The following is a 13,300-nucleotide window of genomic DNA, read 5'->3' on the forward strand; positions in this document are numbered from 1 at the left end:
CACTGATACCGGTATACAACTCTCCGCCACCGCCTGTCATCAGCGCCCCGGCAGGTGCGAGTATGAGAGCAGCTACGAGGGGAGCGGAGCAATGTTCGATGAACGCAGACGCCAGCAGGCACTGGAGGAACTCGGGATCCTGGACACACCACGGGATGAACGAGTGGATCGGGTCGCCAGGCTGGCTCAGCAGATGTTCGGTATGCCGATGGTGAGCGTCTCGCTCCTGGACGGCGACCGCCAGTGGCGCAAGTCGGAGATCGGACTCGGCGGGCGAGAGGCGCCCCGACAGGATTCGTTCTGCGACTACACGGTCGGCCAGGACCGCACGGTGGTGATCGAGGATGCCAGCGCGACCGAGAACTTCGCGGCGAATCCGTTCGTGGTCGGTGATCCGCACCTCCGGTTCTACGCCGGGCACCCGCTGCACGCACCCGGCGGCGAACCGGTGGGAACGCTGTGCGTCCTCGACACCGAGCCGCACACCTTCTCGGAGGCGCAGCGCGACCTGCTGCGCGACCTCGCCTTCTGGGTGCAGACCGAGCTCGCGGCCGACGCCGAGCTCGATCAGGCCACTCTGATCCAGAGCGCGCTGCGACCGCACTCGCTCCCCACCATCGCCGGCTACACGATCGCGGGCGGGGGCGCCTCGCGTGGCCGCCTGGCGGGTGACTTCTACGACCTCCGCCTCCACGGCGGCGCGCTGCGCATCACCCTCGCCGACGCGATGGGCAAGGGCACGGGTCCCGCCATCGTCGCCGCGGGCGTGCGCGCCTCACTGCGCACCGCTCCCGAGCGCAGCATCGCCGAGGCCGTCGCCGACGCCGACCGGCTGCTCGAGGAGGACCTCTCCGAGACGACGATGTTCGTGACGGCGGTCCACGCCGAGCTGCAGCCCGAGACCGGCGATCTCGAGGTGATCGACGCCGGGCACAGCCTCGCGTTCATCCTCCGAGCCGACGGCTCGTGGGAGCACCTTCGCTCGACCGGCCTCCCCCTGGGGATGGGCGCCGCCCTTCCGGACCAGGATGCTCGGGAGTCCCGGAGCACGCGCCTCGAACCCGGAGACGCCTTCGTGTGCTGCAGCGACGGCCTGCTCGACGTGCTCGACGCCGATGACCCGTTCGCCCACGTGGCCCGCGTGCTCGACGCGCTCGGTCCCGATGGGGCGATCAACGAGGCGCTGCAGCTCATCTCGGACGATCGAGCGACCGACGACATCACCGTGGTCGTGGTGCGGCGCGACGCATGACCGCCCGCTTCGCCGCGATCCGCATCATCGCGGTGCTGTCGGTGCTGCTCGGTGTGAACTACGTCGCGTGGCGCTGGCTCGAATCGGTGAACTGGTCGGCGTGGTGGATCGCCGTGCCCCTGGTGATCGCAGAGACCTACAGCCTGATCGACACCTTCCTCTTCTGTCTCACGATGTGGCGGGCCAAAGAGCGGCCGGCTCCCGTGTCGCCGCCTCAGGGCACGGTCGACGTGTTCATCGCGACGTACAACGAGCCGATCGAGCTCGTGATGACGACCGCGCGAGCAGCGCGCGGGATCGCCTATCCGCACACCACCTGGATCCTCGACGACGGTGCCCGACCCGAGCTCGAGCGGGCCGCCCGCGACGCCGACATCGGCTACCTCACCCGCTCCGACGACTGGATGGGCAAGCCCCGTCACGCGAAGGCGGGCAACCTCAACAGCGCGCTCTTCGAGACCGACGGGGAGTTCCTCCTCATCCTCGACGCGGATCAGATCCCCGATCCGCTGATCCTGCACCGCACGCTCGGGTACTTCGCCGACGACCCGGAGGTCGCCGTGGTGCAGACCCCGCAGTGGTTCGTCAACGTCGACGAGGCCGATCCGCTCGGCAGCCAGGCGCCGCTGTTCTACGGCCCGATCCAGCAGGGCAAGGACGGCTGGAACGCGGCGTTCTTCTGCGGATCGAACGCCGTGCTCCGTCGCGACGCCCTGATGCAGCTCGGCATCATCGGCTACGTGCGCGAGGTGACGGACACCGCGGCTCGCGCGCTGCGCACCTCCGAGACCCTGGTCGAGAAGGAGATGCGCTCGGCATCCGATCCCGAACTCCGTCGCGAGCTTTTCGCACTGCACGTGACGATCGGCCAGAGCCGTCGTGATCTCGCCGGCGGGGCGCCCGTGCGCGAGGTCGCCGACGCGGTGCTGGCTGCGGTGCACAACGCCTCGGTGATCCTGGTCGCCAAGGATCTCGCCGGCATCAGATCCGACCTCGCGGAGCTGGGCTCCCTGCCGATCGCCCACGATGCGCAACTCGACGCGATCGTCGTCGACGAGGCGGGCCTGACGGCGCTCGCCCAGTCGGATCTGTCGCCGATCACTGCTCTCGACGCCGTACGAGCGCTGCTCGACGCTCTCCGCCTCGACCGCGGCGACGAGGCGCAGCCGATCCTTCCGCTCGCCACGATCTCGGTCACGGAGGACATGGCCACCGCGATGCAGCTGCACTCGCTCGGCTGGCGCAGCGTCTACCACCACGAGATCCTGGCGAAGGGCCTCGCGCCCGAGGATCTGCGGACGATGCTGACGCAGCGCCTGCGCTGGGCACAGGGCACGCTGCAGGTGATGCTGCGCGACAACCCGCTCGCGAAGCGCGGACTGTCGATCGGGCAGCGGCTGATGTACTTCGCCACGATGTGGAGCTATCTCTCGGGGTTCGCCGCCGTGATCTATCTCACGGCGCCGGTCGTCTACCTGGTGTTCGGCGTGCTTCCCGTGACCGCCTGGTCGGTCGACTTCTTCGTGCGGTTCCTGCCCTACTTCCTCGTCAACCAGCTGCTGTTCCTCGTGGTCGCCAAGGGGCTGAGAACCTGGCGCGGGCAGCAGTATTCGCTCGCGCTGTTCCCGGTCTGGATCCGCGCATGCTGGACGGCGTTCGCGAACGTGGTCTTCGGCCGCCCCCTGTCGTTCGCCGTGACGCGCAAGGACGGACGGGATCCGCGAGGAGTGCCGTGGCGCGAGATCTGGCCGCAGCTGACCGCGATGGTCGTGCTCAGCGTGGCGCTCGTGATCGGCATCACCCGCGTCGTCATCGGAACGGGCGACGGCACCGGCACCCTGGTCAACACGGTGTGGGTGCTGTACGACCTCGTCGTGCTCAGCGTCATCATCCAAGCCGCCCGCTACCGCGGACCGGCCCGAACCCTCGAGGAGGAGAACCATGGATCTCAGCACTGACATCAGGGACGGCTTCGCCGTGATCTCCCTGTCCGGACGCCTCACGGCGACGGGAGCACCGCTGCTCCGCAAGGCGGTGAACGACCTCGTGGCCGGAGGCGAGTCGAGGATCGTGATCGACATGGCCGACCTGCAGTTCGTCGATTCGTCGGGCCTGGGAGCCCTCGTCGGCGGTCTGAAGAGCGCCAGGGTCGCCGGCGGCGATCTGCGCATCGCGGCAGTGCCCGAGGCGGTGCGGACGGTGCTGCACCTGACGAACCTCGACCGCGTGCTGCTCGACCACCCGACACCCGAGACGGCGTTCGATGGGCGTTGAGGAGCGCCGGGCGCACGTCGCGGGCCTCGCCGGCCCCGCCTTCGTCGAGCACGTCCTCGACGCCCTGGACGCCCTCTGGGAGTCCGCCCCGCATGTGGCGCCGGAGGACCGCACGCTGTTCGCACTGGCGGTCAGCGAGGTGTCGACGAACATCGCCACGCACGCTGACGCGCAGGGCGAGCCGGATGTCGGCATCACCGTCGAGGTCGACATCGAGGTCGGCGCCGACGACCTCGTCGCGACCTTCGTCGACACGGCCGATCCGGCCAGGATCGACTGGGATGCGGTCACGATGCCCGGCGTCGACAGCGAGAGCGGACGCGGCCTCGCCCTGTCGAGCGCTGTGCTCGACGATTTCGAGCACAGCGGCGATGCGACCGGCAACACCTGGGTGCTGCGTCGTCGCCTGACGCCTCCCGCCTGATCCGGACGGAGATCTGTCGGAGACCGTCAGAGATCCGACGCGCAGGCGCCGTCAGGCGGGTCGGTCGGCGAGCTCGCTGAGCATCCGGTCGCGTGCGCCGTCGAGGTGGGCCGTGAGCACCGCCGCAGCCTCGTCGGGGCTGCCGGAGCGCATCACCTCCATGAGCTTCATGTGGTCGTCGGACGACTCGTGGAGGTCGTCGTCGTGGTTGATGGTCACCTCGAGGAGCGACGCGAAGGTCGGCAGGTACTGACTCCACGCGCCCTGCAGACGCGGATGGTCGGCGAGGACGTAGATCTCGGAGTGGAACTCGAGGTCGGCGGCGACGAAGGCGGCGTGATCGCCCCTGTCTGCGGCCTGACTCATGCGATCGACCGCAGCCGCCATCGATGCCCAGCGCTCGTCGTCTTCCACCCTCATGGCGCGCGACAGCGCGAGCTGCTCGAGGGCGCCGCGCAGACTGTAGAGCTGATCCACGTCGTCCTGCGAGAGCCCGGTGATGTACACGCCCCGAGGGCGCTGCACTTCGACGAGCTTCTCGAAGCTGAGCTGGGTGAGGGCGTCGCGGATCGGCCCCCTGCTCACCGAGAACTCCTCGGCGAGGGCCTCCTCGGTGATGCGCGCGCCGGGCGAGAGCTCGCCGCGCACGATGCGCTGACGCAGGACCTGCGCCACCTGCGCGCCGAGGGACTCTCCGCGCTTGACGGTCTGTGTCACGGTGACCTCCTGTTAACTGTTGACAGGATACACACCGACGGGGGAACGCCCCGTGGGGCGCTCCCCCGCACGCTCAGCTGAGCCAGGCGGGAACCCGACCGCGCAGGAAGGCGCCGTCGAGCGAGAAGCGGCCCGCACCGGTGAACGCGAGCGCGAGGGCCGCGACGCCGAGAACGGCGACGAACTCGTAGCCGCCCTCGCCGACCCAGAGGCCAGCCGGAAGGCACCGCGAACAGGGCCACGATCATGTCGATCGCGAGCAGGATGCCGACGGGGCGCGTGAAGAGTCCCAGCGCCAGCAGGATGCCGCCGATCAGCTCGATGAAGGCGACGACCGGAGCCGCGATCTCGGGCAGAGGGATGCCCATGCCTGCGAAGCTGCCGATGGTTCCAGAGAGGGTGTACTCGAAGATCTTCTGCGCTCCGTGAGCGGCGAAGACGGCGCCGACCACGACGCGGAGGACGAGCAGTCCCAGCGAGGCGGCGGCAGAGGGGCGGGTGGTGTTCGTCATGAGGAGGTGTTCCTTCGTGGCAGGACACCGCGCGCCAGGCGCGGAGCAGGGGCGATCCCTGCATCCACGCTATGAAGACGACTTTTCCGTCTCCTGTACGAGTCGCGGGGCAGACGCCCGCCCCGTTCTCTTCCGTAGACTCGCCGGATGGCATGATGCGCGATATACGGGAACATCGGGCACAGCCGGAAAGGGGCAGAGGCGAAGGTGAGGGCACGATCGGTGTTCGGCGTGCTGCGCCTGACGACAGCAGCCGTCTGCACCGTCGCCCTCGTGCACCGCCTCTTCTGGGGTCTGAGCTCGCGGACGATCGCCGGCGAGAACTTCTTCGCCTATCTCACCGTGCAGTCCAACTGCGCCCTCGTGGTCGTGCTGCTGATCGGCACGGTGCTCGCCTTCATCCGGGCGACGGACCCCCGCTGGTTCACCGTGGCTCTGGCCCTCGTGCTCACCTGGACCATCACGGCAGGGCTCGCCTTCGCGCTCATCGTCTGGCAGGCGGGTCTGCGCGGCATCCGCGTCGACGTGCCCTGGTCGGACCAGGTGCTGCACTTCTACCTGCCGGCCTGCACCGCCCTCGCCTGGGTGCTCACCCCCGGGCACCGCGGGGTGCCGTGGTGGGTGGTGCCGACGGCGCTCACCTTCCCGCTGGCCTGGGGCGGCGTCACCATGTGGCGCGGACCGTCGGTGGGCTGGTACCCGTATTACTTCCTCGACCCGCGGCAGGTGTCCGGCCCGCCCGAGTTCCTGATCACCAGCGCAGTGGCCCTGGCGATCTTCGCTCTCGTCGCGACGGTGATCGTGCTCGTCAGCAGGATGCGACGGCGCGGCCACGAGCGGCCGGAGGTCTGAGCACGCTCGAGCCGGCGGGATCAGGCTCGCGTGCTCAGGCAGGGGGCGAGCAGGCTCGTGCGATCAGGCAGGGGCGCTGAGGAACGGCGCGAGCGACGCGATCGCGGCCTCGACCGCCTTCTGGTCGTTCAGCTCGGCGAATGTGCCCGCCGCTTCTCCGCCGACGATGCCCACCACGACGTTCTCGCCGGTGGCCGGTGCGAGGTTGATCCACGTGCGGATCAGCGCATCGCCGCCGACCACATGCCAGAGCGTGGCGGCGGAGGCATCCGCTGCATCGGCGCCTTCCTCGGGCTCGGGCTCGGGCTCCGCCACGATCAACGGATCCTCGAAGCGCAGCCACACCGTCTCGATGCGCCCCATGCCGAGTTCGGCGATCGCTCCGCGGTGACCGAAGGGCAATGCGGGAGAGAACTGCAGGCCCTCGCTCTTCAGCACACCGAGCGGCACCGTGATCAGCACGCGGTCGAACGACAGCGATTCGCCCGAGGCGATGCCGAGGCTGACTCCCGCTTCGTCGTAGGCGACGCGACTGACCGGCGACGAGAGGCTCAGCTTCGCACCCTCGAGCAGCCCCTCGATCGCCGGGGTGAGGTCGCCGAGTGGCGCCAGCATCTCGTCGACCGGCAGTCGCGGGGGGAACCACGTCGAGACATCGGACGCATCGGCGCCGGCACTGGCGGCCACCGAGGCGAGCAGTGCTGCCAGCCCCGGCTCCTCGAGGTCGGCACCCGCCGCCGCGAGCGCGTCGTCGAGAGACGCGTCGGTCAGGCCCTGCTGGGCAGTCGCTATGGCGGCCTGCACCGGCTCGATCGGCACGGGCTCGACGTCGCCGTCGGTGGACCGCCACAGCGAGCCGGTGACCGGAACCGTGCGGATGTCGAGGGCGTTGAGAGCGTCGAGCAGGACATCGTCGGAGGACCCGAGAAGCCAGCCGCCCAGCTGAGCGGGGAACGGCCAGGCCTTGTCGTCGACCACGGACTGGACGCGTCCGCCGACGCGGTCGCGGGCCTCGAACACCGTGACCTGCAGCCCCTCGGCGACGAGGCGGGCTGCGGCGGCCGCACCCGCGAGTCCTGCACCGACGATCGCCACACGCTCACCGCTGTCGGCCGCGCGGAGGAGCTGATCGGCGGCCCGGTCTCCAGATCGGAGCGCAGCCGCGATCGTGCCCGGCGAGTCGACATCCGTCGCCTCGCCGGAGATGAACAGGCGGTCGTCGATCGGCTCGGCCAGCGCCTCGCGGGCACTCGCCTGCGTGCCGACGGGAGTGAAGCTCGCGGCGCCCAGCGCGAACGGGTCGGTCGTCCAGGAGCTGCGGGCGAACGCCGCGGGCGTGATCGACCCGGCGGTCGGCTTCGGAGTCGGCGAGCGATCGGGCGTGGGAGACGGCGCCGGCTCGGGCGTGCAGGAGGCCAGCAGGACTCCCAGGACACCGGCTCCGGCGCCGATCAGCAGTGTGCGACGCGTCATCCTCATCGTGTCGCAACGATACCGCGCGCGGGTGGACGACGCGTGCCGGCTGCACCCTGCGAGCCGCGAGCTGTCAGCCCCGGCCGCTGCCCGGATGCCAGAGCACGACCTCGGCCGATCGACGCATGCGGCGACCACTGGGCATCGGGATGACACCGGCGGATCCTGCTGCGAAGACGCGCATGCCCGGGCGGTTCTCACGCTCGGCGCGCAGAGCGGCGTCGAGTTCGGCGACGCGGCGGCGCAGCATCCGGTTCTCGTCTTCGAGGTCGAGAAGGCGTGCGATCGCAGGAAGGCTGACGCCTTCCGACGACAGCTGAGCGACTTCGCGGAGCTGCTCGATGTTGCGGGTCGAATATCGGCGTGAGCCGCCGGACGTCCGGCCGGGCACGACGAGCCCGATGCGGTCGTACTGTCGCAGGGTCTGCGGGTGCAGCCCCGAGAGCTGGGCGGCGACGGCGATCGCGAACACCGGGGTGTCGGCATCCATGTGCTGGTCAGCCATGTTCCCTCACCTCTTCCTCGGTGTTCGCGTTCGTCATCATCAGGTGTTGCGGTTCTCTAGCGGCGGGCCTTGGCCATCAGGTCGGCCCGCGGATTCTCCGAGGGCTCGAGCGCCTGGAACTTCTCCAGCGCCTCCCGAGCGGCTTCATCGAGGTGCGACGGCACCGCGATCTGCAGCTCGGCGAGCAGGTCGCCGGTGCCCTTCGAGGTCGTGACCCCACGCCCCTTGACGCGCAGAACGCGTCCGGACGGCGTACCGGGCGCGACACGGAGCTTGACCGTGTCGCCGCTCAGAGTGGGAACCTCGATGGTCGCGCCGAGGGCGGCCTCCGTGAAGGTCACCGGCACGATGACGCGCAGGTTCAGCCCCTCACGGGTGAAGACGGGATGCGGTCGCACAGCGATCTGGACCACCACGTCGCCGCTCTCGCCGCCGTCGGGCGAGGGACGCCCGCGACCGCGCAGCCGGATCTTCTGACCGTCGGCGACGCCCGCGGGGATCTTGACCTTGAACGGCTTGCCGTCTTCGCCCTGCAGGGTGATCGTCTCGCCCTGCACGGCCGTCACGAAGTCGAGCGTGGTGCGCGCCGTGACGTCGGCCCCCTTCTGGGGTCCGCCGAAACCGCGGTATCCGCCGGAGGTCTGCCCGAACCGACCGGAGCCGAACGAGCCGCCCTGACCCTGGTTGAACATCGCGAAGATGTCCTCGAAGTCGGCGGACTGCTGCTGCCCGCGCCCCTGCTGCCCGAACCGGCTGAAGACGTCTTCGAAGCCGCCCGCGCCCGCGCCGCTCGCCGTGAAGCGTGCGCCCGAGCCCATCGCGCGGATCTCGTCGTACTCCTTGCGCTGTTCGGCGTCAGAGAGCACGGAGTACGCCTCGCTGACCTCTTTGAACTTCGCCTCCGCCTTCTCATCACCCTGATTGGAATCGGGGTGATACTTGCGAGCGAGCTTGCGGTACGTCTTCTTGAGATCAGCGTCGCTGACGTCCTTCGTGACCCCGAGGGTCTTGTAGAAGTCCTTGTCGAACCAGTCCTGGCTAGCCATCGATCACCTACTCTGCGGGTACGGCGACGACGACCTTCGCGGGACGCAGCTCGACGTCACCGAGGCGGTAACCCACCTCGACGACCTCGAGCACCGTGGTCTTGTCGGCGCCCGGGGTGGGCTGCTGGAAGATCGCCTCGTGACGCTGCGGGTCGAATTCCTCGCCCTTCTCGCCGTACGAGACGACACCGAGACGCTCGACGACCGCACGCACCTTGCCGGCGATGACGGCGAAGGGAGTCCCCTCGACCAGGTCACCGTGCTGCGCGGCGCGGTCGAGATCGTCGAGCACGGGGATGAGGCCCTTGGCGGCCTCGCCCTTCGCGCGCTCGATCTCGACCTGGCGCTGCTCTTCGGTGCGGCGGCGGTAGTTGGCGTATTCGGCCTGGAGGCGCTTGAGGTCGTTCAGCAGCGTCGACTCCAGGTCGGCGAGCACAGCATCCTCTGCTGCGGCCTCGCCGGTCTGGGTGGCGCCGAGGATGTCATCGACCGTCAGATCGTCGGGGGCGCCGTCGACCGGCGTCTCGTCGGATCCTTCCGCGGCCGCGGCCTCGCGCGAGTCGGGATTCTGCGGCGCGGGGCCGGATGCCTGAGCATCCGACCCCTCGCTGCGAACCTCGTCGTCACCTTCGAAGTTCTTGTCCGTCATGATTACTTCTTCTCGTCCTCGTCGTCGACGACCTCGGCATCGATGACGTCCTCGTCGGAGGAGGTGTCATCGGCCGGAGCCTCGCCCGCGGCGTCGGCGCTCGGAGCGCCCTCTGCCTGGGACTGTGCGTAGATGGCCTCGCCGATCTTGCCCTGCGACTGGTTCAGCTTGTCGAACGCGGTCTTCACGGCCTCGTCGTCGTCGCCGGCCAGAGCCGTCTTCAGAGCGTCGACGTCGGCCTTGACCTCGGTCTTGACGTCTTCGGGCAGCTTCTCGTCGTTCTCGGTGATCAGCTTGTCGATCGAGTACGCGAGCGTCTCGGCCTGGTTGCGGACCTCGGCGGCCTCGCGGCGCGCCTTGTCCTCAGCCGCGTGCTCCTCGGCCTCGCGCACCATGCGCTCGATGTCCTCCTTCGACAGCGACGAGCCGCCGGAGATGACGATCGACTTCTCCGTGCCCGTGCCCTTGTCCTTGGCGGACACGTGCACGATGCCGTTGGCGTCGATGTCGAACGTCACCTCGATCTGCGGGATGCCGCGGGGAGCCGGGGCGATTCCGGTGAGCTCGAACGTTCCCAGCGGCTTGTTGTCGCGGGTGAAGTCGCGCTCGCCCTGGAAGACCTGGATCGCGACGGACGGCTGGTTGTCGTCTGCCGTGGTGAAGGTCTCGCTGCGCTTGGTCGGGATGGCCGTGTTGCGCTCGATGAGCTTGGTCATCATGCCGCCCTTGGTCTCGATTCCGAGGCTGAGGGGCGTGACGTCGATGAGCAGCACGTCCTTGCGCTCACCCTTGAGGACACCGGCCTGGAGGGCTGCGCCCACGGCGACGACCTCATCGGGGTTGACGCCCTTGTTGGCCTCCTTGCCGGTCTCGCGCTTGACGAGCTCGGCGACGGCGGGCATACGGGTCGATCCACCCACGAGCACGATGTGATCGATGTCGGCGACCTTGATGCCGGCTTCGCGGATGACATCCTCGAACGGCTTCTTGGTGCGGTCGAGGAGGTCCTTGGTGAGGTCCTCGAACTTCGCGCGGGTGATGGTCTCGGAGAGCGAGACGGGACCCGACTCGGTCAGCGACAGGTACGGCAGGTTGATGCTGGTGCTGGTCGAGGAGGAGAGCTCCTTCTTGGCCTGCTCAGCCGCCTCCTTGAGACGCTGCAGCGCGATCTTGTCGCCCGAGACGTCGACGCCCGTGGTCTCCTTGAACTGCTTGATCAGGTGGTCGACGAGACGCTGGTCCCAGTCGTCACCGCCGAGGCGGTTGTCACCCGCGGTGGAGCGCACCTGGATCGTCGAGAAGTCGTCGTCCTTGCCCACCTCGAGGAGCGAGACGTCGAAGGTTCCGCCACCCAGGTCGAAGACCAGGATGAGCTCGTCTTCCTTGCCCTTGTCGAGGCCGTAGGCGAGGGCTGCGGCGGTCGGCTCGTTGATGATGCGCAGGACGTTGAGGCCCGCGATCTCACCGGCCTCCTTGGTGGCCTGACGCTCGGCGTCGTTGAAGTACGCGGGGACGGTGATGACGGCATCCGTCACCGTGTCGCCCAGGTAGGACTCGGCGTCGCGCTTGAGCTTCTGGAGGATGCGCGCGGAGATCTCCTGCGGCGTCCACTTCTTGCCGTCGACGTCGAACGTCCAGTCGGTGCCGACGTGACGCTTGACGGATGCGATGGTGCGGTCGACGTTCGTGACGGCCTGGCGCTTGGCGGTCTCACCGACGAGCACCTCGCCGTCCTTCGTGAATGCGACGACCGAGGGGGTGGTGCGGAAGCCCTCGGCGTTGGCGATGACCTTGGGCTCGCCACCTTCGAGGACACTGACGACGGAGTTCGTCGTACCGAGGTCGATTCCAACAGCACGTGCCATGTGATTCTCCTTTGTTGCTGAGGTTGATGTGGGTCTGGAAATCCGGGGCGATCAGGGAAACCTGAGTCGCGATGACTCAACTGTACTCCGACCTCCCGAGGCTGTCAAATGAAGTTGATATGACCCGGCTCAACTTTGCGACCAGGCGCGCACATTCGCGCCCGAGGCGCCGCGAGATCCTCGAAACACCGTCGTCACACGGCTCGCCTACAGTCGCACCATGAGCCGCCCCATCCTGCTCGCCGTCTCGCACGGCACCTCGGATGCCGAGGGTGCCCGGGCGATCGCCGACCTGGTCGATGCGGTCGCCGCCGCGCTTCCCGACGTCGAGGTGCGCAGCGCCTTCGTCGACGTGCAGCAGCCCGATGCCGCCGACCTCCTTCCGACGATCGAGGGGCCGGTCGTGATCGTGCCGCTGCTGCTGTCGCGCGGCTTCCACGTGCACCACGACCTGCACGGGATGGCGGCGAAGAAGCCGGACGCCGTCGTCAGCGAAGCGATGGGACCCGACCCCCGGCTCGCCGAGGTGCTCGCGGATCGACTCGCGGCAGCAGGTGCGGCATCCGCCACGTCCGCCGACGCGGCACGGCTCGAGCCGGTGATCCTCGCGGTGGCGGGCTCTCGCGACCCCGCGTCGGTGACGGATGCCGAGGCCATGGCCTCCCTGCTCTCGCTGCGACTCGGCGCGAAGGTCGAGCTCGCCTATCTCGCGGCCCGGCAGCCCGACCTGCCCTCATCGATCGCCGCGCACCCCGACGCGGTCGTCTCGACCTATCTGCTCGCGCAGGGCTTCTTCTTCGACCTCACGATCAGGCAGACCGCAGGACGCTCGGTCACCGCGCCCCTGCTCGACGGCGTGACGGTGCCGCAGCCGCTGATCGACCTCGTCATCGCCCGATACGACGAGGCGGCGGCTCGACTGCCCGCCACTGCCGCACGGTCATGACCCCGAACACGCCCTCCCGAGTCGGCACGGTCACGCTGGTCGGTGCCGGACCCGGCGACGCGGGCCTGCTGACTCTGCGCGGTCTGCGCGCGCTGCAGCAGGCCGATGTGATCGTGGCCGACCGTCTCGGAGCCCGGGCCGTGCTCGCGCAGCTCGCCGAGGACGGAGTCCTGCTGGATGCCGAGGTGGTCGACGTCGGCAAGCTCCCCGGTCACCACCCGGTGCCGCAGGACGGCATCAACGCACTGCTCGTCTCGCTGGCCGGGGACGGGCGCCGCGTGGTGCGGCTCAAGGGCGGCGATCCGTTCGTCTTCGGCCGCGGTCGCGAAGAGCAGCTCTTCTGCGAGGCTGCCGGCATTCCCGTCGAGGTGGTCGCCGGGGTGACGAGCGCGGTCGCGGTGCCCGGCCTCGCCGGCATCCCGCTGACGCAGCGCGGAATCGCCGAGACGTTCACCGTCGCCAGCGCACATGATCAGATCGTCGCGCTCGGTGGCGGACGCGACCACACCGTCGTGCTGCTGATGGGCGTGAACACGCTCGGCCATTCGGCGCACGTCCTCGCGGCCGGCGAGCGCGGCGGGGACTGCCCCGTGGCGATCATCGAGGACGGGTTCGGCGCACGGCAGCGCGTCACCGTCGGCACGCTCGCGACGATCGCGCATCTCGCCGCCGAGCGGCAGGTGCGCTCCCCCGCGGTCGTGGTCGTCGGCGACGTCGTCATGCTCAGCCCGCACGCCGAGGCCCCCGCGAGTTAGGCGACCCTCAGCTCCGAGGTGGCAGACTGA

14 protein-coding genes are annotated in these 13,300 nt (G+C 69.2%); 7 read left to right on the forward strand and 7 right to left on the reverse strand.

Annotation, left to right across the window (positions count from 1 at the left end):
* Positions 1 to 91: 91 nt before the first annotated feature.
* From ACIPV5_RS01000 to ACIPV5_RS01015, 4 genes are read left to right on the forward strand one after another with little or no spacing between them, the layout of a single operon-like run.
* Entirely contained in the window at positions 92 to 1,252 is a 1,161-nt protein-coding gene (locus ACIPV5_RS01000; RefSeq protein WP_072592050.1) for a PP2C family protein-serine/threonine phosphatase, read from the forward strand.
* Positions 1,249 to 3,210 (forward strand): glycosyltransferase family 2 protein, encoded by a 1,962-nt coding sequence (locus ACIPV5_RS01005; protein WP_053098056.1) that lies wholly within the window; start codon positions 1,249 to 1,251, stop codon positions 3,208 to 3,210. Before ACIPV5_RS01000 ends, ACIPV5_RS01005 begins: the two co-directional genes overlap by 4 nt.
* Positions 3,194 to 3,526, forward strand: coding sequence for an STAS domain-containing protein (locus tag ACIPV5_RS01010; RefSeq protein WP_053098057.1), 333 nt, complete (start codon positions 3,194 to 3,196; stop codon positions 3,524 to 3,526). The genes ACIPV5_RS01005 and ACIPV5_RS01010 overlap by 17 nt, the downstream gene beginning before the upstream one ends.
* Positions 3,516 to 3,950 carry an ATP-binding protein gene (locus ACIPV5_RS01015; protein WP_053098058.1) on the forward strand — a complete coding sequence of 145 codons (435 nt, stop codon included), beginning with the start codon at positions 3,516 to 3,518 and terminating at the stop codon, positions 3,948 to 3,950. Before ACIPV5_RS01010 ends, ACIPV5_RS01015 begins: the two co-directional genes overlap by 11 nt.
* 51 nt (positions 3,951 to 4,001) lie before the next feature.
* Here ACIPV5_RS01015 and ACIPV5_RS01020 read toward each other — a convergent pair whose 3' ends face one another.
* Positions 4,002 to 4,667, reverse strand: coding sequence for a GntR family transcriptional regulator (locus ACIPV5_RS01020; protein WP_053098059.1), 666 nt, complete (start codon positions 4,665 to 4,667; stop codon positions 4,002 to 4,004).
* Positions 4,664 to 5,179 (reverse strand): DoxX family protein, encoded by a 516-nt coding sequence (locus tag ACIPV5_RS01025; RefSeq protein ID WP_400339040.1) that lies wholly within the window; start codon positions 5,177 to 5,179, stop codon positions 4,664 to 4,666. Before ACIPV5_RS01025 ends, ACIPV5_RS01020 begins: the two co-directional genes overlap by 4 nt.
* 207 nt (positions 5,180 to 5,386) lie before the next feature.
* On the opposite strand from ACIPV5_RS01025, the gene ACIPV5_RS01030 reads away from it, so the two are divergent.
* Positions 5,387 to 6,031 carry a Pr6Pr family membrane protein gene (locus ACIPV5_RS01030; protein WP_230100937.1) on the forward strand — a complete coding sequence of 215 codons (645 nt, stop codon included), beginning with the start codon at positions 5,387 to 5,389 and terminating at the stop codon, positions 6,029 to 6,031.
* A 63-nt stretch (positions 6,032 to 6,094) separates the two neighbouring features.
* Here the strand turns inward: ACIPV5_RS01030 and ACIPV5_RS01035 are convergent, their stop codons facing one another.
* The 5 genes from ACIPV5_RS01035 to dnaK form a co-directional block, all read right to left on the reverse strand.
* The gene (locus ACIPV5_RS01035; protein ID WP_400339045.1) at positions 6,095 to 7,504 is read right to left on the reverse strand and encodes an FAD-dependent oxidoreductase; all 1,410 of its coding nucleotides are present in this window, start codon (positions 7,502 to 7,504) and stop codon (positions 6,095 to 6,097) included.
* A 73-nt stretch (positions 7,505 to 7,577) separates the two neighbouring features.
* Positions 7,578 to 8,009, reverse strand: a complete 432-nt coding sequence (locus ACIPV5_RS01040; RefSeq protein ID WP_053098063.1) for a heat shock protein transcriptional repressor HspR — start codon at positions 8,007 to 8,009, stop codon at positions 7,578 to 7,580.
* Between the two features lie 56 nt (positions 8,010 to 8,065).
* Complete coding sequence (locus tag ACIPV5_RS01045; protein WP_053098064.1) at positions 8,066 to 9,055, reverse strand: DnaJ C-terminal domain-containing protein; 990 nt, start codon at positions 9,053 to 9,055, stop codon at positions 8,066 to 8,068.
* Positions 9,056 to 9,062: 7 nt separating this feature from the next.
* Complete coding sequence (locus ACIPV5_RS01050; RefSeq protein WP_053098065.1) at positions 9,063 to 9,704, reverse strand: nucleotide exchange factor GrpE; 642 nt, start codon at positions 9,702 to 9,704, stop codon at positions 9,063 to 9,065.
* 2 nt (positions 9,705 to 9,706) lie between these two features.
* Positions 9,707 to 11,569 (reverse strand): molecular chaperone DnaK, encoded by a 1,863-nt coding sequence (gene dnaK, locus ACIPV5_RS01055; protein ID WP_053098066.1) that lies wholly within the window; start codon positions 11,567 to 11,569, stop codon positions 9,707 to 9,709.
* Between the two features lie 220 nt (positions 11,570 to 11,789).
* On the opposite strand from dnaK, the gene ACIPV5_RS01060 reads away from it, so the two are divergent.
* Positions 11,790 to 12,515: a sirohydrochlorin chelatase gene (locus tag ACIPV5_RS01060; RefSeq protein ID WP_400339052.1), complete on the forward strand. Its 726-nt coding sequence runs from the start codon at positions 11,790 to 11,792 to the stop codon at positions 12,513 to 12,515.
* Positions 12,512 to 13,270 carry a uroporphyrinogen-III C-methyltransferase gene (cobA, locus tag ACIPV5_RS01065; RefSeq protein WP_400339055.1) on the forward strand — a complete coding sequence of 253 codons (759 nt, stop codon included), beginning with the start codon at positions 12,512 to 12,514 and terminating at the stop codon, positions 13,268 to 13,270. The genes ACIPV5_RS01060 and cobA overlap by 4 nt, the downstream gene beginning before the upstream one ends.
* Positions 13,271 to 13,300: the final 30 nt, after the last annotated feature.

It is taken from the genome of Microbacterium sp. NPDC090014 (assembly GCF_044748285.1).
Taxonomy (GTDB): Bacteria; Actinomycetota; Actinomycetes; order Actinomycetales; family Microbacteriaceae; genus Microbacterium.